General features: G+C 66.6%; 19 protein-coding genes and 1 pseudogene. 4 read left to right on the top strand and 16 right to left on the bottom strand.

Going from position 1 to position 18,991, the window contains the following annotated elements:
• Window positions 1-200: 200 nt before the first annotated feature.
• The 3 genes from GD1_RS11915 to GD1_RS11905 all read right to left on the bottom strand — a co-directional run bounded on the left by GD1_RS11915 (window position 201) and on the right by GD1_RS11905 (window position 2,198).
• The gene (locus tag GD1_RS11915) at window positions 201-821 is read right to left on the bottom strand and encodes a response regulator transcription factor (RefSeq protein ID WP_020790455.1); all 621 of its coding nucleotides are present in this window, start codon (window positions 819-821) and stop codon (window positions 201-203) included.
• Window positions 818-1,372, bottom strand: coding sequence for a nuclear transport factor 2 family protein (locus GD1_RS11910; protein ID WP_020790468.1), 555 nt, complete (start codon window positions 1,370-1,372; stop codon window positions 818-820). The genes GD1_RS11915 and GD1_RS11910 overlap by 4 nt, the downstream gene beginning before the upstream one ends.
• Window positions 1,373-1,523: 151 nt before the next feature.
• Window positions 1,524-2,198, bottom strand: a complete 675-nt coding sequence (locus tag GD1_RS11905; protein WP_053777078.1) for a winged helix-turn-helix transcriptional regulator — start codon at window positions 2,196-2,198, stop codon at window positions 1,524-1,526.
• Between the two features lie 163 nt (window positions 2,199-2,361).
• On the opposite strand from GD1_RS11905, the gene GD1_RS11900 reads away from it, so the two are divergent.
• Window positions 2,362-3,174: a class I SAM-dependent methyltransferase gene (locus GD1_RS11900; protein WP_053777091.1), complete on the top strand. Its 813-nt coding sequence runs from the start codon at window positions 2,362-2,364 to the stop codon at window positions 3,172-3,174.
• A 37-nt stretch (window positions 3,175-3,211) separates the two neighbouring features.
• Here GD1_RS11900 and GD1_RS11895 read toward each other — a convergent pair whose 3' ends face one another.
• Together GD1_RS11895 and GD1_RS11890 are read right to left on the bottom strand one after the other, a co-directional pair.
• Window positions 3,212-3,592, bottom strand: coding sequence for a hypothetical protein (locus GD1_RS11895; protein ID WP_020790462.1), 381 nt, complete (start codon window positions 3,590-3,592; stop codon window positions 3,212-3,214).
• A gap of 547 nt (window positions 3,593-4,139) precedes the next feature.
• Window positions 4,140-5,225 carry a porin PorA family protein gene (locus GD1_RS11890; RefSeq protein WP_083534118.1) on the bottom strand — a complete coding sequence of 362 codons (1,086 nt, stop codon included), beginning with the start codon at window positions 5,223-5,225 and terminating at the stop codon, window positions 4,140-4,142.
• A 368-nt stretch (window positions 5,226-5,593) separates the two neighbouring features.
• Here GD1_RS11890 and GD1_RS11885 point away from each other — a divergent pair, with 368 nt between their 5' ends.
• A complete protein-coding gene (locus GD1_RS11885; RefSeq protein WP_053777081.1) occupies window positions 5,594-6,175 on the top strand; it encodes a TetR/AcrR family transcriptional regulator in 582 nt (193 codons plus the stop codon).
• Between the two features lie 45 nt (window positions 6,176-6,220).
• On the opposite strand, the gene GD1_RS11880 is transcribed toward GD1_RS11885, so the two are convergent.
• The 11 genes and pseudogenes from GD1_RS11880 to urtA form a co-directional block, all read right to left on the bottom strand.
• Window positions 6,221-6,946: an urease accessory protein UreF gene (locus GD1_RS11880; protein ID WP_083534119.1), complete on the bottom strand. Its 726-nt coding sequence runs from the start codon at window positions 6,944-6,946 to the stop codon at window positions 6,221-6,223.
• Window positions 6,930-7,538: an urease accessory protein UreE gene (locus GD1_RS11875; RefSeq protein ID WP_202926964.1), complete on the bottom strand. Its 609-nt coding sequence runs from the start codon at window positions 7,536-7,538 to the stop codon at window positions 6,930-6,932. The genes GD1_RS11880 and GD1_RS11875 overlap by 17 nt, the downstream gene beginning before the upstream one ends.
• Window positions 7,539-7,540: 2 nt before the next feature.
• Window positions 7,541-8,374 carry an urease accessory protein UreD gene (locus GD1_RS11870; RefSeq protein ID WP_059037178.1) on the bottom strand — a complete coding sequence of 278 codons (834 nt, stop codon included), beginning with the start codon at window positions 8,372-8,374 and terminating at the stop codon, window positions 7,541-7,543.
• An 80-nt stretch (window positions 8,375-8,454) separates the two neighbouring features.
• A pseudogene (ureG, locus tag GD1_RS11865) lies at window positions 8,455-9,066 on the bottom strand (urease accessory protein UreG); the annotation flags it as partial.
• A gap of 8 nt (window positions 9,067-9,074) precedes the next feature.
• Entirely contained in the window at window positions 9,075-10,790 is a 1,716-nt protein-coding gene (ureC, locus tag GD1_RS11860) for an urease subunit alpha (protein ID WP_059037177.1), read from the bottom strand.
• Window positions 10,768-11,529 carry an urease subunit beta gene (gene ureB, locus GD1_RS11855; RefSeq protein WP_083534116.1) on the bottom strand — a complete coding sequence of 254 codons (762 nt, stop codon included), beginning with the start codon at window positions 11,527-11,529 and terminating at the stop codon, window positions 10,768-10,770. Before ureB ends, ureC begins: the two co-directional genes overlap by 23 nt.
• A gap of 15 nt (window positions 11,530-11,544) precedes the next feature.
• The gene (gene urtE, locus GD1_RS11850) at window positions 11,545-12,237 is read right to left on the bottom strand and encodes an urea ABC transporter ATP-binding subunit UrtE (protein WP_020791373.1); all 693 of its coding nucleotides are present in this window, start codon (window positions 12,235-12,237) and stop codon (window positions 11,545-11,547) included.
• A gap of 3 nt (window positions 12,238-12,240) precedes the next feature.
• The gene (gene urtD / locus GD1_RS11845) at window positions 12,241-13,050 is read right to left on the bottom strand and encodes an urea ABC transporter ATP-binding protein UrtD (RefSeq protein ID WP_020791376.1); all 810 of its coding nucleotides are present in this window, start codon (window positions 13,048-13,050) and stop codon (window positions 12,241-12,243) included.
• Entirely contained in the window at window positions 13,047-14,180 is a 1,134-nt protein-coding gene (gene urtC, locus GD1_RS11840) for an urea ABC transporter permease subunit UrtC (protein ID WP_059037176.1), read from the bottom strand. Before urtC ends, urtD begins: the two co-directional genes overlap by 4 nt.
• Window positions 14,177-15,061, bottom strand: a complete 885-nt coding sequence (gene urtB / locus GD1_RS11835; protein ID WP_020791380.1) for an urea ABC transporter permease subunit UrtB — start codon at window positions 15,059-15,061, stop codon at window positions 14,177-14,179. The genes urtC and urtB overlap by 4 nt, the downstream gene beginning before the upstream one ends.
• Window positions 15,062-15,143: 82 nt before the next feature.
• Window positions 15,144-16,424, bottom strand: coding sequence for an urea ABC transporter substrate-binding protein (urtA, locus tag GD1_RS11830; protein ID WP_338018370.1), 1,281 nt, complete (start codon window positions 16,422-16,424; stop codon window positions 15,144-15,146).
• A gap of 229 nt (window positions 16,425-16,653) precedes the next feature.
• On the opposite strand from urtA, the gene GD1_RS11825 reads away from it, so the two are divergent.
• Both GD1_RS11825 and GD1_RS11820 read left to right on the top strand, forming a co-directional pair.
• Entirely contained in the window at window positions 16,654-17,676 is a 1,023-nt protein-coding gene (locus tag GD1_RS11825; protein ID WP_244882682.1) for a helix-turn-helix transcriptional regulator, read from the top strand.
• Between the two features lie 30 nt (window positions 17,677-17,706).
• A complete protein-coding gene (locus GD1_RS11820) occupies window positions 17,707-18,729 on the top strand; it encodes a glycoside hydrolase family 26 protein (RefSeq protein ID WP_059037174.1) in 1,023 nt (340 codons plus the stop codon).
• The last annotated feature ends 262 nt before the right edge of the window (window positions 18,730-18,991 follow it).

Genomic DNA, 18,991 nt, shown 5'->3' with positions numbered 1-18,991 from the left:
CCATCCATGGCGGCCACCTCAGACGTGGCTGCGAACACCGTTGACTCGCCGGGCCTCGACCACCCATGACGACCACCTCAGACCTGGTTGCGAACACCGTTGCCTCACGGGGCCTCGACCACCCATGACGACCGCGTCAGACCTGGTTGCGAACACCGCCGACTCGCTGGTCTCGACCACCCGCGATTACCACGGGTCGCTCACAATGCGACGCGATGCACCAGGACGTCGTGCACCAGCGTCGACAGGCTGTCCGATTCGGTCTTGGACTTGATCCGGACCCGATGGACGTCAACGGTTTTCACCGTGGTACCCAGATCGCGGGCGATCATCCGGCTCGACAGTCCGCCGACCACCAGCCGCAGCACGTCCCGCTCGCGGGGCGTGAGTCGACCGACCCGCTCCTCCACCAGACGACGTTCGGCACGTTGGACGAAGAGCTGGTTGGCCTTCGCCAGGTGCATCTGCACCACCTCGAGCATTCGCTGTGAGCCATAAGGCTTCTCGAGGAAGTCGACGGCCCCGGCGCGGATCGCGCGCACCGACATGGCGATGTCACCGTGTGCAGAGCAGAAGATCACCGGCGCCGGGTAGTCGCGCTCGTTGAGGATCTCCTGCAACTGGAATCCGCTGATCCCTGGCATGCGGACGTCGACCACCACCACACCGGGTTCCTCCGGATCGAACTCGTCGAGGAACGCCGACGCGTCCGGGTAGGTCAGTGCGGTGATGCCGACGGTTCGGAGCAGAAAGGTCACCGATTGCCGTAGGTCGTCGTCGTCGTCGACGACGTGCACCACCGGCAATGCCACGGCGGTCACGGCTTCAGCAGGACCGACGAGCTCGGGTAGGCGTCGGCGAACTTGTCGGGCAGCGGTGCGACGAAGACGTTCTCGGTGCGGGTCCGGGAGATGAGCCATCGCCCGTCGACCTTGCGGAAGGCGTTGTTGAGGCGGCTCGACCGCAGCAGGCCGGTGCCGTCGGAGAACAGCCACGGCTGCATGTGAATCCACTGGGCCTCGGCGGTGTCGCCGTCGACGTGGATCTGCTCGCTGGTCAGGTAGTGGGCGTTGAGCAGCAGCGCCGGGTCCTGCTTCTCGCCCCAGAACCGCTGGAAGTGCTCACGCAGTGCCTGCTTGCCCTCGAGCCGGCCGAACTGGTCGGTGTAGTACTCGCCGACACCTTCCCAGATCGCGTCCTCGGTGTAGAGCGCGAGGATCAGCTCGATGCGGTCGGCGTCGTCGGTGATGCCGTACTCGGGGCACGGGGTGTCGCAGAGGAACATGTAGCGGGCCTGCAGGCGCCGGATGTCGGCTTCGGCCTCGAGCACCTCGACTCGTGCGGCGAGTTCCTCGATGGTCGGCGTCGTCATGGCTTCTCCTCTGCGGTACGTGCGGCCCGAGGTGGCCGTGGACTGGTCGGCCGCCGGGATAGCTCCACGCTAGGGCGGTGCCGGTGACGACGAAATACGAGAAACCCTTATCGGCAGGTAGGGATGGTGGCAGGTCTGCGCGGCTCACCGATCAGGCAGGTCGCGGGATGGCGGCCGAGCTGCCCTGTCCGATCCATCGGGGGACGTCGCGGCCGACGGCCGGTGGTGCCTGGATCTCGATGCGTTGTTCACGCAGCGCGGTGTGCCAGTCGGTGTCGCCGCGCCACACCTCGGTCAGCGTGCGCAGGTCGGTGACCACGGTGGCGTCCAACTCGTAGCCGGGGTCGAAGTCGCACACCTGCGCACGCCCCTCGTCGACGACGAGCCACCACATACCCGCCTTGCCGAGGATGTCGGGGAAGCGGAACGCGATCATGGTGCGCCGCCGCGGCCACTGTTCGATCGGGATGGTGCGGTGCATGTCCCACATGAGCAGGTGGGGGTCGAGATCGGCGTCGCCGAGCTCGCCGATCCATCGGGTGCCCCACGTTCCGAGGGCGTCGACCACGTCGGACAGCTCCCGTCCCATCCCGGTGAGGGTGTAGGTCACGCGACCGCCCATCTCGGTCCGGCAGATCACCCCGGCCCGCTCCAATCCGCGGAGCCGTTTGGTCAGCAGAGCCGGCGACATCTTGGGGACACCGCGCCGCAGATCGTTGAAATGTCTACTGCCCAAAAGGAGTTCGCGGACGATCAGGATCGTCCAGCGTTCGTCGAGCAGTTCCATCGCCTTGGCGACCGGGCAGAACTGTCCATATGAGGTCATACGACCACCTCCGTCGATGCGTCTCAGTACACACCCGACTCGGCGGTAGGACCAGTACAGATTCTGTACCGCCACCACTACATATCATGGTCTGGCAACCCGAGGGCCGGCGAACGGATGCTGAAGGGGTCCCAACGATCATCGATCTCAGAAGGTGACCACCATGTCCACACCATCCACCGCCGCATTCGACACCGGGGTGAAGGCACGCCATCGCGCACTGTGGGTGTCCGGCGACTATCCGGCGGTCGCCGACGTCATCGCCGCACTCGGCGAACGGCTGGTCGAGGCCACCGCCATCGGTTCCGGGGACCGGGTGCTCGACGTGGCGGCCGGTGCCGGCAACGTCGCGGTACCCGCGGCCCGCACCGGTGCACACGTCGTGGCGAGCGACCTGACCCCCGAACTCCTCGAGACCGGCCGCACGCGTCACCCCGATCTCGGGATCATCTGGCGCACCGCCGATGCCGAGGACCTCCCGTTCGACGACGACTCGTTCGACGTGGTGACCTCCTGCGTGGGAGTGATGTTCACCCCGGACCATCTGCGCAGTGCGCGCGAACTGGTGCGCGTGTCACGCCCCGGCGGACGGATCGGACTGATCAACTGGACGCCTGCCGGCTTCATCGGCCGACTCTTCGCGGTGATGAAGCCCTACGCTCCACCTCTTCCTCCCGGCACGCAGCCCGGCATCCGATGGGGCGATCCCGATTACATCGCAACACTTTTCGGCGACAAGGCGGATCTGGAGAGCCACGCCGAGTCCCTGACGGTGTCGGCGTTCGCCGATGGCGCGGCATTCCGCGACTTCTTCAAGGCCGCCTACGGGCCCACCGTCACGGCCTACCGCAGGATCGCCGACGACGCCGAGCAGGTGGCCGCACTCGATGCCGCGATGGCCGGTCTCGCCGACGAGGCCATCGTCGACGGCACCATGGAATGGGAGTATCTGATCACCACGGCCACAGCTCGATGATCGCCGAACAGGCTGTGGCCGTGGTGATCACAGGATGTCAGGCGTTGTCGCAGTAGATCTGGGCCAGGCGGGCACTCGCCTTGCGCTCGTTGGCGAAGGCCTCGACGGTCCCGCCGCCGGGCAGGGTCACAGTGCAGATCTCCTGGAGGTCGAGGTCATCGAACTCGGCCTGCGTGATCTCCGACCCCTGGCCGCACACACTGCCGGTGGGAACACCGGTGACCATCACGTAGTAGGTGGCGCTGTACACCGGATTGATTGCACACCAACGGATCTGATCCCCCTGGGCGGCCAGCTGAAGGGTCGGCATGGAGGTGGAGAGGCTGCTGTCATCTGCGGCGGGCTGGCTACACGCTGTCGCCCCGAGGAGCAGACCTGCCCCCAGAACGCCTGCGACGATGCCCCGATTCATCATCATGGGCGAACTATAAGAGGACTTCCAGAATCGGTTCCAGATCAGTAGCAATCCATATGATCCAAATCACATCCGGAATCCGGAACAGGACCTCTCACCGGATCCGGACCGGAGTCTCACCGCCCACACAGGATTCGCATCACCGCAGGTCACAGCCCTGCCAGAAGAGTTTGTGCGGCCCCGGCGCGCGTCACCGGAAAGTGCTCGTCGAACCGCCTGTAAACGGGCATACGCGGCGGGTAAGGTCAAGGTCGAGAGATCGCCATTAGGAAGGGTAACAAATGTTCGACGAATTCCTGTGGACCGCAATCCAGTCCAACGACGTCGTTTTCGCCGCACTGCAGTACGTCTTCAGCGGTGTGAAGTAGAACGCGATCGACACCGCCCCGGCCCTTCGTCCCGAAGGACCGGGGCGTTTGTCATCTCCGCGTCGAACACCCCGTCACCCCGTCACCGTAAGCCTTCCGGCGCACCACAAGACAAGGGCGGCCGGGTGCTGGGCACCCGGCCGCCGTCGACACAGACGTCTCCGCGTCGGGTTCGGCCGCCCCTAGCGGGCCGACACCTCATCGGTGGCCGAGGAGCCGGTGGGCAGGGACAGCTCACCGGAGGCCGGGGCGTTGTCGTCACCGGACGTCGGTGCGCCGACCTGCGGCGGACGCCGGCGGATGATGGCGACAACGACCGCGATCGCACCGAGCAGCCCGACGATCAGCGGAATCCACAGACGAATCCAGGCGAGCTTGGCGGCGTTGTCGGTCAGCTCGGCGGCTGCGCTCGCGACACTGGCGTCCGAGGTGTGCACGTCGGTGACCTGCATCGGGATGGTGAAGATCGGCTTGTCGGGATCACCGATCGCGGCGCCCATCGAGATCTTCTGGTCCACCACCAGGAACGACCCGAACTGCTTGTCGGCGGTCATCGTCGCCACGGTGTGGGCGACGATCGTGACCGGGACGGTGGCGCCGAGGCCGTCGAGTGCCGATGCCGGAACCCCCATCAGGGTGAGCGCCTGGGTCGGGATGACCGAACCGTCCGTGCCGAACTTCTTGCCCAGCGCAGCCTTCATGGTGGTCGCGGTCTTCTCGTCCGCGAGGGCGCCGGAGGCGTCGTAGGTGTAGCGCACCACGCTGCGGCCCTCCACGTCACCGGTCTCGGCGAACGTCAACGGCACGGCGCGGCCCAGGTAGTGGTCGTAATAGCTCTGACCGTCGTGAGACGGGTTCGGCGGGACACCGATCACCGCACCGCCGTGCTGGTCGATCACCGCGACGTTGTCGAAGGCCGGCTCCTGGGTGAAGTCGCTGCGGTTGATCGCATACTTCTGCGCGGACCCGCCGATCGGCTGCGCACCCTCGCTACGAGGCGTGGCGTAGACCGCCGACGACGACGTGATCAAGGCGGAGTTGCCCTGCACCGCATCGGCTTTCATCGTTCGCTGCACTTCGACGGGTCTTTCGGCGAGCTTTCCGGTGGCATCCGGCGTCGCCATCGTGCCGACGAAGACACTCCCCTTCTCCAGGCCGGCGGGCATACGCGACAACAGTGGCGTGATCACGGTACTGAGCAGGACCGCTCCGATGACGAGGATCACTCCGAGAACGAGGAGGACAAGCGATGACCGTCGAATGTGCATGTGTGACAGTTCCCTTCGTGGGCACGTGAATGCGAGTGCATGTACCGCAAGGTGATAGGACGCGCAGGACCACCGACGCCGTGACGCAACGCCGGGCCCGACCACGAGATGGCAACAACCGTTGCCGCACAACACTGGTCGACGCGCGTGCGACGCGTGAGGTCTGCGTGAGAAGCCGAGCGACAGAGGTGTCGTCGGTGACGGCACGGCCGCGGGACGTCAGATGCCCGCGGGGGCCGGTTCAGATGAGGGGGATCGATGGGCAGCGTGAGTGGAGAATTGCGAGAGCCTCCTGGGGTGGTGCGCCGTGCCGAAGGTCACGACCGCGGGCTTCTACCGGACAATGTTGTCCGGTATAGGATCGAAGTGTGACCCAGGACACGTCAAAAGTCAACAGGGGGCCCGCCGCCGGCGCCGAGAACCGCGCGCGGCTGCTCGCCGCGGCGCGAATCGTGTTCGCCGAACGCGGCTACGCTGCACCGTTGTCCGCCGTCGCCAAGGAGGCCGGCGTCGGCCAGGCCGTGCTGTATCGACACTTCCCCACCAAGCTCGACCTGGCCTATGCAGTGTTCAACGAACACTGGGACGACTACGAGCGGATCGCCGCGAACCCCGGACCCGACGCGTTCCCCCAGATGTGGTCACTGATCATCGAGCACACCATCAACAACGTCGCGTTCATCGAGATGGTCGCCGAGTCCCAGCGGAACAAGACCGGCACGAACACCTGGAAGCGGTTACGTGACGTACTCGAGGGCGCGTTGAAGGTCTCGCAGGCGGCGGGCACGGTGGACCCCGGCCTGACGGTGCGCGACGTCATGCTGGCCCACCGCATGGTCTACGGGATCGTGGCGACGGCGGTCGACCATTCCCGCCTGCGCGCCGATGTGATCCGGGCTCTAGCGGTCGCGGGCCTGATGCCCGACCTCGAGCCGAACAAGGCCGACTAGCGCCGAACAGGGCCGAACAGGTGAGCCGCTCCTAGGTGACAGGCCTCAGGTGGCGAACAGGCGCGGCGCGTACTGCTCGTGCCGCATCCCCCACACCTCGAGATCGATCGCATTGCCGGTCATCCCCGACAGCGGGGTCGCCAGCACCACCTCCACCGAGTCCACCAGCTCCGGCGTGGCCTCGACCAGGGCCCGCTGCGCACTCATCGCCCCGAGTCTGCCCAGCCTGACCGACACGCTCAGCGCCGACGACAACCCGGACCGCAGCGTCCCCAGCACGGCGGTGGGCTGATCGATCCCCATCGCCGCCTGCAGTACTGCCTCGACCACCGCGATGTTGCCCGGGGTGCTCTCGGCGCGGACGGCATCGATGTACTGATCCACACCGATCTCCTGTGCACCGATTTTCTTTGCACCACTGGTCAATCCGACGCGGCGTGCGGTGTCGGCCAGCCTGCGACCGGGATCCACCGAGGCGGTACGGGCATTCGCCGAGGTCTTGTACGCCGACAGCAGCCGGTCGAGTTCGATCAGTCGTGCGGTGTCACCCGCGGCCCAGGCGTGTGCTCCGACGACGGCGTCGAGCGGTGCCAGCGATGCCAGGACGTAGTCGAGTGTCATGGCGATGATCGCTTGCGGACCGGCGTCGGGATGGGCGCGCAGCCAGCTCTCCATACCACTGCTGTGCACCATGCGGCCGGCCGGAAAGGCACTGTCGTGCAGGGTCATCCACAACGCCTGTGCGGACAGGGATTCAGTGCGCGTGGTCATCGTGATGCGGCTGGGGGTGGGCGCCGTCATGGGAGTGGGAGTCGTCATGGGAGTGGTCATGGGAGTGCGCGTGATCGTGGGAGTGGCTGTGGTGATCGGCCGACGTGTTGGACCAGCCGTGGCGGGCGAGCGCGGCGGGTTCGACCCGTCCGGTGATCTCCAGGGACGCCACGATCTCCTCGGCGGCACCCACACTGGTCATCAGGGGTGTGGCGACGCGGTCTGCGGTGACATCGAGCGGGGCGTGCTGATTGCCGAGAAGGTAGCCGAGCAGCAGCATCCGGCGGGCGCCGTCGCTTCCCCCGTTGTCGGCGAAGTCGACGACGACCGCCGGCTCGGCGGTGCGCCGGACCACCACCACGAGGCGCCCGTCATCGAACAGCACGGCACCGTCGGCGAGGAAGGAACCGCGCGGCAGCCGGATACGCACCGAGTGTCCGGCATCGCTGCGGACGAGCTGCCGGTGTTTGCGGGCATCACCCCACCCGATGTCGACGTGGACGACACTGCGGCCGGCGAACTGCCGGTCGTCGATGTGCCCGAGGAGCCCCTCGACGTCGATCACGGTGTCGGCGGAGAACAGGTCGGTCATGGTCATTCCTCTCGGAGCAGGCGTTTCGGCGGCGGATTCATGTCCAGTAGGACCCGGCGGTGGGTGGCGACGAGATCGGCGAGCAGGCGACGCAGCGGAGGGGCGGTGTCGGCCAGCACCCGCACGATGACGCCGATCGACTCCGGCAGCACGCTGACCCCGCTCACCAACGGACACCGCAGGAGCTGCTCGTGGATCTCGTCGTGCAGAGCGGTCACGTCGTGGCGCGGGGCGACGATCAGCCCGGTGGCCAGATAGTTCGCACCGATCAGCCGCTCCGGCGGACGGCGTTCGGCCGCGCCGACCCGGATCGCGTCGCAGGTGGCCATAACCCCGTCCACGCGCACCGTGGTGCGTGTGCTGACCGTGCGATACCGATACCGCTCGCCGTGGCCGATCCGGCCCGACGCGATCATCTCCCAGCCGACGAACACCCCCGTACCGTCCACCGCGACCTCGGTGTCCTGGGCGAATCGAGCATCGGCATGCGGGATGATCTCGCGCGGAACATATTCCAGGATGCCGCCGTCACGCACGGTGAACCGTTGGGCATGTGTGGCGCCGGAGCCGACGTCGCCGTCGAACACCTGGGTGGCCGACTGCGACGTCATCAACAGATGACCGCCGGAGCCGACGGTGACCTCGGTGCGCAACGTGTCGTCGGCGAAGATCCCGCCGGACGGACTCTGCACGCACAGGTAAGCCGAGCGCGGATCGGCGTCGGCGTACAGCGGTGCGGTGACCCGCTGCGGGTAGGCCTGCAGCAGGTGGGTGACGCGGGTCCGGCCGCGCCGGTCGGCGACGACGTCCACCTCCAGGGTCCCCTGCCGGGTCACACCGTGACCGCGTCGGTGCCGGCCGGGATCGGGGCAGACGAGTTCGGGGCAGACGAGTTCGGGGCAGACGAGTTCGGGGCGATCGGGATCATGGCACCCGAGATGATCTGATCCACAACGGCATCCACACCCACCTGGTTTCGGAGGTCGGTGAACAGGGTGGGTTTGACGGGGCGGGCCACCGCACAGTCCGAACGCATCAGGTCGAGATCGGCCCCGACCATCGGGGCGAGGTCGATCTTGTTGACCACCAGCAGATCTGCCTGCAGCAGTCCGATCCCCTGCTTGCGCGGGATGTCGTCACCGGCCGCGGTGTCGATCACGAACACCCAGAAGTCCACCAGGTCACTGCTGAAGGTGGCGGCCAGGTTGTCACCACCGGATTCGATGAGCACCACGTCGAGACCCGGGTAGCGGGCGGCGAGCCGGTCGACTGCAGCCAGGTTCACCGACGGGTCCTCCCGGATCGCGGTGTGCGGACACGCGCCGGTCTCCACCGCGATCACGCGTTCGGGGTCGATCAGTCCGCTGCGCCGAACGCGTTGTGCGTCCTCGTCGGTGACGAGATCGTTGGTGATCACGGCGATGTCGATACCGCGGTCGCGCATCAACGGGACCAGCGACTCGACCAGCCGGGTCTTGCCGGAGCCGACCGGGCCGCCGATACCGATGCGAATGGGGTCTGCAGTCATGATCTCTCCTACTTCAGGGTGTAGCGGCGGCCGAGCGGGACACTGGTCATCGGGGTACTGGTGCACAGTTGGCCGTCGACGATCACCCGATAGGTGTCGGGATCGATCGTGATCTCCGGCAGGTGCGCGTTGTGGAGGAAGTCCGCCTTGGACAGCCGGCGTGCCCCGGTGCAGCCGATCAGCGGCGTGGCCAGTCCCAGCCGCTCGCCGAGGCCGCCCTCCACCGCGGCGCGGGCGGCGAAGGTCACCGACACGTCGGCCGGGGTGCGGCCGTAGGCAGCCCACTGCGGCCGGTACTTCAACGGTTCACACGTCATCAGCGAGGCATTGGACTCCCCCATCACCGACCACGCCGGGAAGCCGCCCTTGAACACCACCTCGGGGCGGATCCCGAAGAACTTCGGCTCCCAGAGCACGATGTCGGCCAGCTTGCCGGGTTCCAGCGAACCCACCTCGTGATCGATACCGAACATGATGGCCGGATTGATGGTCAGCTTGGCGATGTAGCGCAGGATGCGCTGGTTGTCGGCGCCGGTGCCCACATCGTCGGGCAGCGCACCGCGCGTGGCCCGCATGTGTGAGGCCAACTGCCATGTGCGGGCGATGGTCTCACCGATCCGGCCCATTCCCTGGGAATCCGATCCCATCGCCGAGATGGCACCCAGATCGTGCAGGACGTCCTCGGCGGCGATGGTCTCGCGGCGGATGCGCGACTCGGCGAAGGCCACGTCCTCGGGAATCCGCGGGTTGAGATGGTGGCACACCATCACCATGTCGAGGTGCTCGTCGAAGGTGTTGAGCGTGTACGGGTTGGTCGGATTGGTCGACGACGGAAGACAATTGGGCTCGCCCACCACCTGCATGATGTCGGGGGCGTGACCGCCACCGGCGCCCTCGGCGTGGTAGGTGTGGATCGCCCGGCCGGCGATGGCACGCATCGTGTCCTCGTAGAACCCGGCCTCGTTGAGGGTGTCGCTGTGGATCTGCACCTGCAGGTCGAGTTCGTCACCGGCGTCGAGGGAGGCCCGGATCGCCGCCGGGGTAGCACCCCAGTCCTCGTGGATCTTGTAGCCGATCGCACCGGCCAGACCCTGCTCGATCAGCGGTGCGGTGGATGCCGCACTGCCGTTGGCCAGGAAGCCGAAGTTCATCGGGAAGGCTTCTGCCGCATGCAGCATCCGGGCCAGGTTGGTGGGTCCGGAACTGGTGATGCCGACGGTGACCGGGCCGAGACCGCCACCGATCATTGTGGTGATCCCGCTGGAGATCGCCTCCTCCACCAGTCCGGCGCTGTCGAAGTGCACGTGCACGTCGATCGCTCCGGCGGTGGCGATCATGCCCTCGCCGGAACGGATGTCGGTACCGGCACCGATGACCAGCTCGGGGTCGACGCCGTCCTGGGTGGCCGGGTTGCCGGCCTTACCCACCCCGGCGATCCGGCCGTCCTTGATCCCGATGTCGGCCTTACGGATTCCGAGGACCGCGTCGATGATCACCAAGTTGGTGATCACGAAGTCCAGCGCGCCGTCGGCGTTGGTGACGGCATTGTCGACGGCCATCCCCTCCCGCATCGTCTTGCCGCCGCCGAACACCGACTCGTCCCCGTAGACGGTGGCGTCGGCGTCGATGCGGGCCAGCAACTCGGTGTCGGCCAGGCGAATCCGGTCGCCGGTGGTGGGACCGAAGAGTTCGGCGTAGTGCTTACGCGTCAGGCGCTGTGCCATCGGCTTCTCCTAACGTGTCGTCGCTCGCCCCGGTGCGGTCGAGAAAGCCGTTCGCGTGCAGCCGTTCCATCACCTCGGGCCCGGGGGCGCCGACGGTGCCGGCGTTGGTCATGTCGTTGAGTCCGGTGATGGTCCGGGTACCGCCGAATGTGACCAGTTCGACGTCGTGGTCGGCGCCCGGTTCGAATCGGATCGCCGTGCCCGACGGGATGTCCAGCCGCATCCCGAAGGCGGCACGACGGTCGAAGCGCAACGCGCGGTTGGCCTCGAAGAAGTGGAAGTGCGAGCCCACCTGCACCGGCCGGTCACCGGTGTTGGTGACGGTGACCGAGCAGGTCGTACGCCCCGCGTTGATCACGATGTCCTCGTCGTCGAACAGGATCTCGCCGGGGGTGTGCTGATCTCCGGCGCGATCGGCGACGACGGTGCCCGTACCTGGGCGGATCGGGTCGTGCACGGTGACGAGTTTCTGTCCGTCGTCGAAGAATCCCTCGACCTGTACCGAGCCGATGAGGTCGGGTACGCCGGGCAGCACGTCGTCGTCGGTGAGCAGCGAGGCGCCCAGTGCTGCGGCCTCGGCCACCGACGCACCGCTACGGGCGGCCTCGGCGACCTCGTCGGCGATCAGCGCCCGCGCCTCCGGATAGGTCAGGGCCAGACCACGATTGCGCCGGCGTCGCGCGAGTTCTGCCGCCAGGAACAGCAGCAGGCGGTCTTCGTCCTTGGGGGTCAGATGCACGTGATACTCCTCGGGTCAGATGGCCATGGCGTCGCGGACGGCGGCGGACGCCGCGGTTCCGCCGGTTCCGGACGAGACCACCGAGCCCGACTGCATGACGTAGTAGCGCTCGGCCGAACTCAACGCGAAACCCACGTGCTGCTCGACGAGCAGCGCGGCGAGCCGGTTGCCCGAGGTGAGTTGACCGATGGCCGCCTCGATCTCGGCGACCACATTGGGCTGGATGCCCTCGGTGGGTTCGTCCAGGATCAGCAGTCGGGGGTCGGTGAGCAATGCCCGCGCGATGGCCAGTTGCTGGCGCTGCCCACCGGAGAGCAGTCCCGCACGGCGCGACATGATCTGGGTCAGTGCCGGGAACAGGTCGACGACCTCGTCGATGGCCGACTTGGGGCGGCGGTGACTCTCGGCCACGACGGTCAGGTTCTCGGCCGTGGTGAGCCCGCCGAACGACACCTGTCCCTGCGGGACATAGGCGATACCCCGGCGGATCCGCAGGTGCGGTCGCATCGTGGTGATGTCCTCACCGTCGAACTCGATGCGCCCGGAATGGGTCTTCACCAGTCCCAGGCAGGCCTTGAGCAGGGTGGTCTTACCGGCACCGTTGTGCCCCATCACCGCCGTCACCGAGTTCTCGCGAACGGTGAGATCGACGTCGGTCACGATCACGGTGCGGCCGTAGCCGGCGCTGACAGCTTTGAGATTCAACATGTTTCAGTCCTCTGTCCCGACATTCGAGGTGCCGAGGTAGACCTCTTGCACGCGGGGATCGTTCTGGACCTCGGCGACCGACCCCTCCGAGAGCACCTTTCCTGCGGCCATGACGGTGACCGAGGTGGCGTAGTTGCGCATGAACTCCATGTCGTGCTCGACCACCACCACGGTGCGTTCACCGCCGAGCCGGCGCAGCAGTTCGCCGGTCTCGACCCGCTCCTCGTGGTTCATCCCGGCGACCGGCTCGTCGAGGAGCAGCACCTTGGCGTCCTGCACCAGCAGCATCCCGATCTCCAGCCATTTCTTCTGACCGTGCGCGAGAATCCCTGCGGGACGGTCCCGATGGTGGGTGAGGCCGGTGGTCTCCAGTGCCTGCTCGACGATCTCGGGAATGCCGTGCCGTGCTCGCAGGCGATTCCAGAAGCTGCGGCCCGCTCCCCCGGCGATGTCGAGATTCTGTGTCACCGTGAGGTTGTCGAAGACACTCGGTGTCTGGAAGGTGCGGCCCACCCCGGCACGGTTGATCTGGTGCGGTTTGAGTCCGAGCAGTTGCGTCCCGGACTTGGTGATGTCGCCGGTGGCGGGCACCAGCCCGGTGATGGCGTCGATCAGGGTGGTCTTGCCCGCCCCGTTGGGGCCGATCAGGAATCGGAGGTCACCCTGGAAGAGGGTGAGGTCGACGCCGTCGATGGCGCGGAAGCCGCCGAAGTCGACCACCAGGTCTCGGATCTCGAGATACTGCGATTCCATGCCGGCGTTACCGCCCGGCCGCGGGACCGAGTTGGGTTCGTGGGTGTGCGCTGTGGTCATCGGGCCGGCTCCTCGAGAGTGCTGGAATCGGTGGTGGCAGAACCCTGTACCGACTCGATATCGGTGGTGCCCTTGTCGTTCTGGCCACCGCCGGTGCGGCGTCGGATCAGGGCGGCGATCCCGGCGATACCGGCCGGGAAGAAGCCGATCACCGCGATGAACAGCAGGCCCTGCAGGTAGGTCCACGCCTGGGGGAACGAATCCGACAGGTACGACTGTGCCCAGGCGACGCCCACGGCGCCGAGCAGCGGCCCGACCAGCGTGGTGCGTCCGCCGATGGCGACGCCGATCAGGAAGGCGATCGACGGGACCACGCCCACATCGGTCGGCGAGATGATCCCGACGATGGGGACGAACATCGCCCCGGCCACCGAGGCGAACAGCGCCGACACCATGAACGCGACCACCTTGGCGTTCGCGGGATCGTAGCCCAGGAACCGGACCCGCTCCTCCTGGTCGCGGATGGCCACCAGGAGCTCACCCCAACGGCTGCGCATCAGCTGGCGGACCGCGGCGAGGGCCAGCAGGACGAGGGCGGCGATGATGAAGAACAGCATCCGGCGGTTCACCGGATCGGCCAGGTCGTATCCGAAGAACGAGTTGAACCGGTTGATCCCGTTGCTTCCGCCCAGCGACTGTTCGCCCACGAGGTAGACCGCGAAGGCTGCGGCGAGCGCCTGGCTGATGATGGCGAAGTAGGCGCCCTTCACCCGGCGTCGGAACATCATCAGGCCCAGCAGTCCGGCCACCGCGGTGGGGATCACGATGATCGCCAGGATGGTGAACAGGCCCGATTCGAACGGTGTCCAGAACCAGGGCACGGAGGCGGCCCCGGCGAAGCGCAGGAAGTCGGGGACGTCGCTACCGGCAAGTGAGGCGTCGGCGAGTTTGAGGTGCATCGCCATCATGTAGGCGCCGAGACCGAAGAACACGCCCTGTCCCAGGGTGAGCATTCCGCCTCTGCCCCAGGCCAACCCGATACCGATGGCGACCAGGCCGAAGCACAGGAACTTGGCGAGCAGACCGAGGTTGTAGTCGGAGAGGGCGAGCGGGGCGACGACGAACAGCAGGAGCGCACCGAGACCGAAGCCGGCCAGTGTCCGTACGGGTTGTGTGCCAAGGTTTCTCATGCGAGGCTCCTGGTCTTGACGGTGAACAGGCCCTGCGGACGTGCCTGCAGGAAGGCGATGACGACGAGGAAGACGAGGACCTTGGCCGTCGATGCGGTGGTGCCGAACTCGATGAACGAGTTGAGCAGACCCAGCGCGAACGCGGCCACGACCGCACCCTTGATCTGGCCGAGTCCACCGATCACCACCACCAGGAAGGCGTCGACGATATAGCTCTGGCCCATCGTCGAACTGGTGGGTCCGATCAGGGTGAGGGCCACACCGGCGAGTCCGGCGAGTCCCGATCCGATCATGAAGGTACTCAGATCTGTTCGGCGCGAGGAGATGCCGGAGGTCTGCGCCAGCTGCCGGTTGTCGATCACCGCACGGATACGACGCCCCAGCGGGGTGGTCTGCATGGCGGCGATGACCGCGATGACGGCGACGATCGCGAGTGCCAGGATGAACAGTCGGGCCTTGGGGATCGCGGCGCCGAGCACCGAGATCTCACCGATCAGCCACGACGGTGGCGGGGTGCTCACCGCGGGTGCCCCGAAGATCTGGCGGGCCAGCTGCTGCATCACCAGTCCCACACCGAAGGTCACCAGCAGGGTGTCGAGCGGGCGGTCGTACATCCGGCGGATCAGCAGGATCTCCAGCAGGCCACCGATCAGCGCGCCCACCGCGGCACCCGCGAGCAGGGAGACGAACAGCGACAGCCCCGTCGACGACATCCCACTGGAGATCACGTAGGCGGTGTAGGCGCCGGCCATCATGATCTCACCGTGGGCCATATTGATGACGCCCATCTGACCGAAGGTCAGGGACAGGCCCAGTGCGGCGAGCAACAGGATGGACCCGAGGCTGAGACCGATGAACAGTTGTCCGATCAGAGTATCCATGGCGTGGTCCTTGGTGACGTGAGAAGCCCAGCGAGACAGTGGGTTCGGCAGGTGTGGGTTCGAGAAGGGCGATGGTGTCGCATCACTGGTCTCCGATTCCGGTGGCCCAGGTGTAGGTGCCCAGGAACGGGTCGGGTTCGATCGGGGCGGGCGACTGCCACACCTGCTCGATGAGGCCGGAGTCGGCGACGCGTCCGATGCGTGCGGTCTTGGTGACGTGGTGGTTGTCGCCGTCGACGGTGACGAGCCCTTCGGGGGCGTCGTAGCTGACGCCGTCGGCGTTCGCGGTCACCGCGTCGGGGGTGAAGGCACCGGCCTTCTCCACCATCGCCTTCCACAGATGCACTGCGGTGTAGGCCGACTCCATGGGGTCGGAGGTGACCCGCGACGCACCGAACCGCTTCTTGAAGTCCGCCACGAAGGTGTTGTTGATCGGGGTGTCGAGGGATTGGTAGTAGTTCCAGGACGAGAGCTGCCCGACGATGGACGCGGCGCCGATGCTCTTGACCTCTTCCTCGCCGACACACATCGACATCACCGGCATGCTCTCGGCGGTCAGTCCGACGTTGTTGTACTCGCGGAAGAACGAGACCAGCGAATCACCGACGACCACGTTGAACACCGCGTCGGCACCCGAGCCACGGATCTTGTTGAGGATGGTCGCGAAATCGGTGGTGCCGAGCGGGGCATAGTCCTCCCCCTTGATCTCGATCCCATGTGCCTCTGCATATTTCCGGACGATCGCATTGGAGGTGCGCGGGAACACGTAGTCGCTGCCGACCAGGTACAACGAGCGCACACCCTGCTCGCGCAGGTAGTCCAGCGCCGGGATGATCTGCTGGTTGGTGGTCGCACCGGTGTAGTAGATGTTGGGCGAGCTCTCGAGGCCCTCGTACTGCTGGCCGTAGTACAGGAGTGCTCCGGTGTTCTCGAAGACCGGCAGCATCGCCTTGCGGCTGGCCGAGGTGTAGCCGCCGAAAACCGCTGCGACACAGTCGCTGCTGACCAGTTTCTGGGCTTTCTGCGCGAAGATCGTCGGATCGGATGCGCCGTCTTCGGAGATCTGGCGCAACTGCTTGCCGAGCACCCCTCCGTCGGCGTTGATCTCGGAGACGGCCATCGTGATCGCGTCGTGGATCACGGTCTCGCTGGCCGCCAGCCCACCGGTGAGTGAGTTGATCGATCCGATCGCGATCTCCGAACCGCTTGTGTCGAGACAGTTCACGCGTCCGAGGCTGCTCTCGCTGTCGGTGGCCTTGCGGCCACAGCCCGAGAGCATCAGGCCGGTGATCACCGCGAGGATCGTCACGGCGAACAACGTCCGCCGTCGGGGTCCGGCGCCACGTGGAAGAGGCGGATACATCGGGGTTCTCCTGACTCAGGAACGTCCGCCGGCGATCCGGGGACGGTGAGGGTGTGGGGCGTACAGCGCTGTACGAACTGCATCGAATGTATGAATTCGGCAGTGGCACAGGCATCGGGTGAACTCCCCATCTTCACCGGCCGTCGTGTTACATCGAGGTTTCACGCCTCGGGTCGTCGCAGGTGGGGGCATCGCGAAACACGGGCGAAATGCGTGTACGCCACACTGAGTGTCCACTTTCCGACGGACCGAGGACGGGAGCACCATGCAGACCCTGGGCATCGGCGCATACCACGAGGTCATGCGCAGTTCGGCCGATCTGAACACCCGTGCCGACGAGTTGCTGATGGCGCTGGGTGAGCGGGTCAGGTCGTCGGCGAGCGCGATCTGCCTGTGGGATCCACTGGCCGGGCGGCACATCACCCTCGCCAATCACCACTATCCGAATGCGGTGATGGCCCACTTCAACAGCTGGTTTGTCGACAACGACCCGTTGTTCAAGCAGATGGAGCGGGTGTCGTCGGGGGCTTTGCGGTGGCGCGACTTCCCGGACTATCGGCGATCGCATTCGGTGACCAATGTGTTCACCCCGGCCGGCTTCGACGAGGGGTTGTCGGTGCGTCTGGTGACCGCGGCCGGCGTCTATGCGGGCACCTTGCATGTGAACTCCGATGATCGGCGCTATCCCCGCGACAGTGACGTCGACGAGATCAATCGGCTGCGGTTCGGGGTGGCCTCGCTGCTCGACGTGACGACACGGCCGACGCTGGTCGCCGACTTCCTGGCCCCTGGTCAGCCCGCCTGGCTGGTCGACGCCGACGGTCGCTGCCGTGCGCTCCGCGACGATCACCTACCACTCGATCTGATCGATCCGACGCTGCTGGCGGTGATCAAGAACGTCGTCGGCGTGGACCGGCGTTTCCGGTGGTGCGACGACACCGGCACCTGGTATCTGGTGCGGTTGATCCCGGCCACCCCGCGGCACAACGTCGCGCTGCCCACCGGCCTGGTGATGGTGACGCCCGAACCGCTGCCGTTCGGGCTCACCACCCGCGAGCTCGAGGTCACCACGTTCGTCGCCCGGGGCCTGACCACCCAGAGGATCGCCGAAACGCTGACGATCAGCGCGAAGACCGTCGGGCATCACATCGAACACATCCTCGGCAAGACCGGTGTCGACAATCGGGTGGCACTCGCCGCACTGGCCAGCCAGCACGGACTGATCGCGGGACACCTCCTCGGCGACGGTTGAGGGCTGCCACCCCCTACGATTGCAGGCGTGATGCCCCGACCCGCTGCCGACGGATTCGTCGGCCGGTCGCGGCGTGATGTCCTGCGTTTGACCGGTCTCGGTGCGCTCGCACTCACGGCGACGGCCTGCGTGTCGACAGCCTGCGCGTCGACGGCGGAGCAACCGGCTGCACCGAGCACTCCCCCGCCCGCGGGACAACGGTGGGGCGCCTTCATCCCGTCGGTGGTGCCGTCGGATTCCGGGCGGTCACCGATCACCCAGCTCACTGCCCTCGCCGGTTCTGCGCCCGCCTACCTGCACCGGTTCTGTGCGATCGGCGACGCCGTACCCACCGCCGATCTCGATGCCATCGCCGCGGCCGGCGCCACCCCACTGCTGACCTTGGAGCCGTGGCGACCCGACAGTGGTCTGGTGCAGCCGGAGTTCGCGTTGTCGAGGATCGCCGCGGGCGCATTCGACACCGAGCTGACCCGCTGGGGTCGGGGCCTCGCCGAGTGGGGAAAGCCGGTGTTGCTGCGCTTCGCCCAGGAGATGAACGGGACCTGGTATCCGTGGGCTGTCGGGGTCAACGGCACCACCGCCGCCGACTATCGTGCCACGTTCGGCCGGGTGCGGTCGGTGATCACCGCACAGGGCGCCGCTCAGGTGCGGTTCGTCTGGGCGCCGAATGCGATCACCCTCGGCACCAACCCGTTTGCCGACGCATTTCCCGGCGCCGACCAGGTCGATGTACTCGGCGTGGACGGCTACAACTGGGGGGAGGCACCCGGCCATCACTGGCAGGCGGCCGGCGACCTGTTCACACCGAGCCTGGAAGCATTGCGCAGCCTCGACGGCGAGCATCCCATCCTGATCACCGAGGTCGCCTCCGCCGACGGCCCGACCCCCGATCAGAAGGCCGCATGGATCCGCGACTTCTTCGGCATCGTCCACTCCCAGCCTCGTGTCGAGGGTTTCGTCTGGTTCCAGACCGACAAGGAGCGCGACTGGCGGTTCAACTCGTCGTCGGCGAGCCTCGAAGCATTCCGAGCAGGTGTCGCCGCCCTGCGGTGAACTGCCACCATCCCTTTGATCCAATACTATTGCCCTGCTGTACATCTGGTCACAACTGGAGGTGAGCACCACCCAGCTTCGGCGACAGATGTTTCGACACAGTCTTGCTCAATCACCCAGTACTGCACGGTGGTTGAGCCGACGAGGAGCGTAGCGACGAGACGAGTCGAAACCTCAGACAGCCGAAGTCGCCAACGCGACCACCTCGGAGGTGGTCACCTCCCAGCGCATGCTGCGGAGATTTCGACTCGGGTCCTCGCGG

Origin of the sequence: Gordonia desulfuricans NBRC 100010 (assembly GCF_001485495.1) — a bacterium.
Taxonomy (GTDB): Bacteria; Actinomycetota; Actinomycetes; order Mycobacteriales; family Mycobacteriaceae; genus Gordonia; species Gordonia desulfuricans.
The sequence above is the reverse complement of the archived record's forward strand: the minus strand, read 5'-3'. Positions and strand labels throughout refer to the sequence as shown.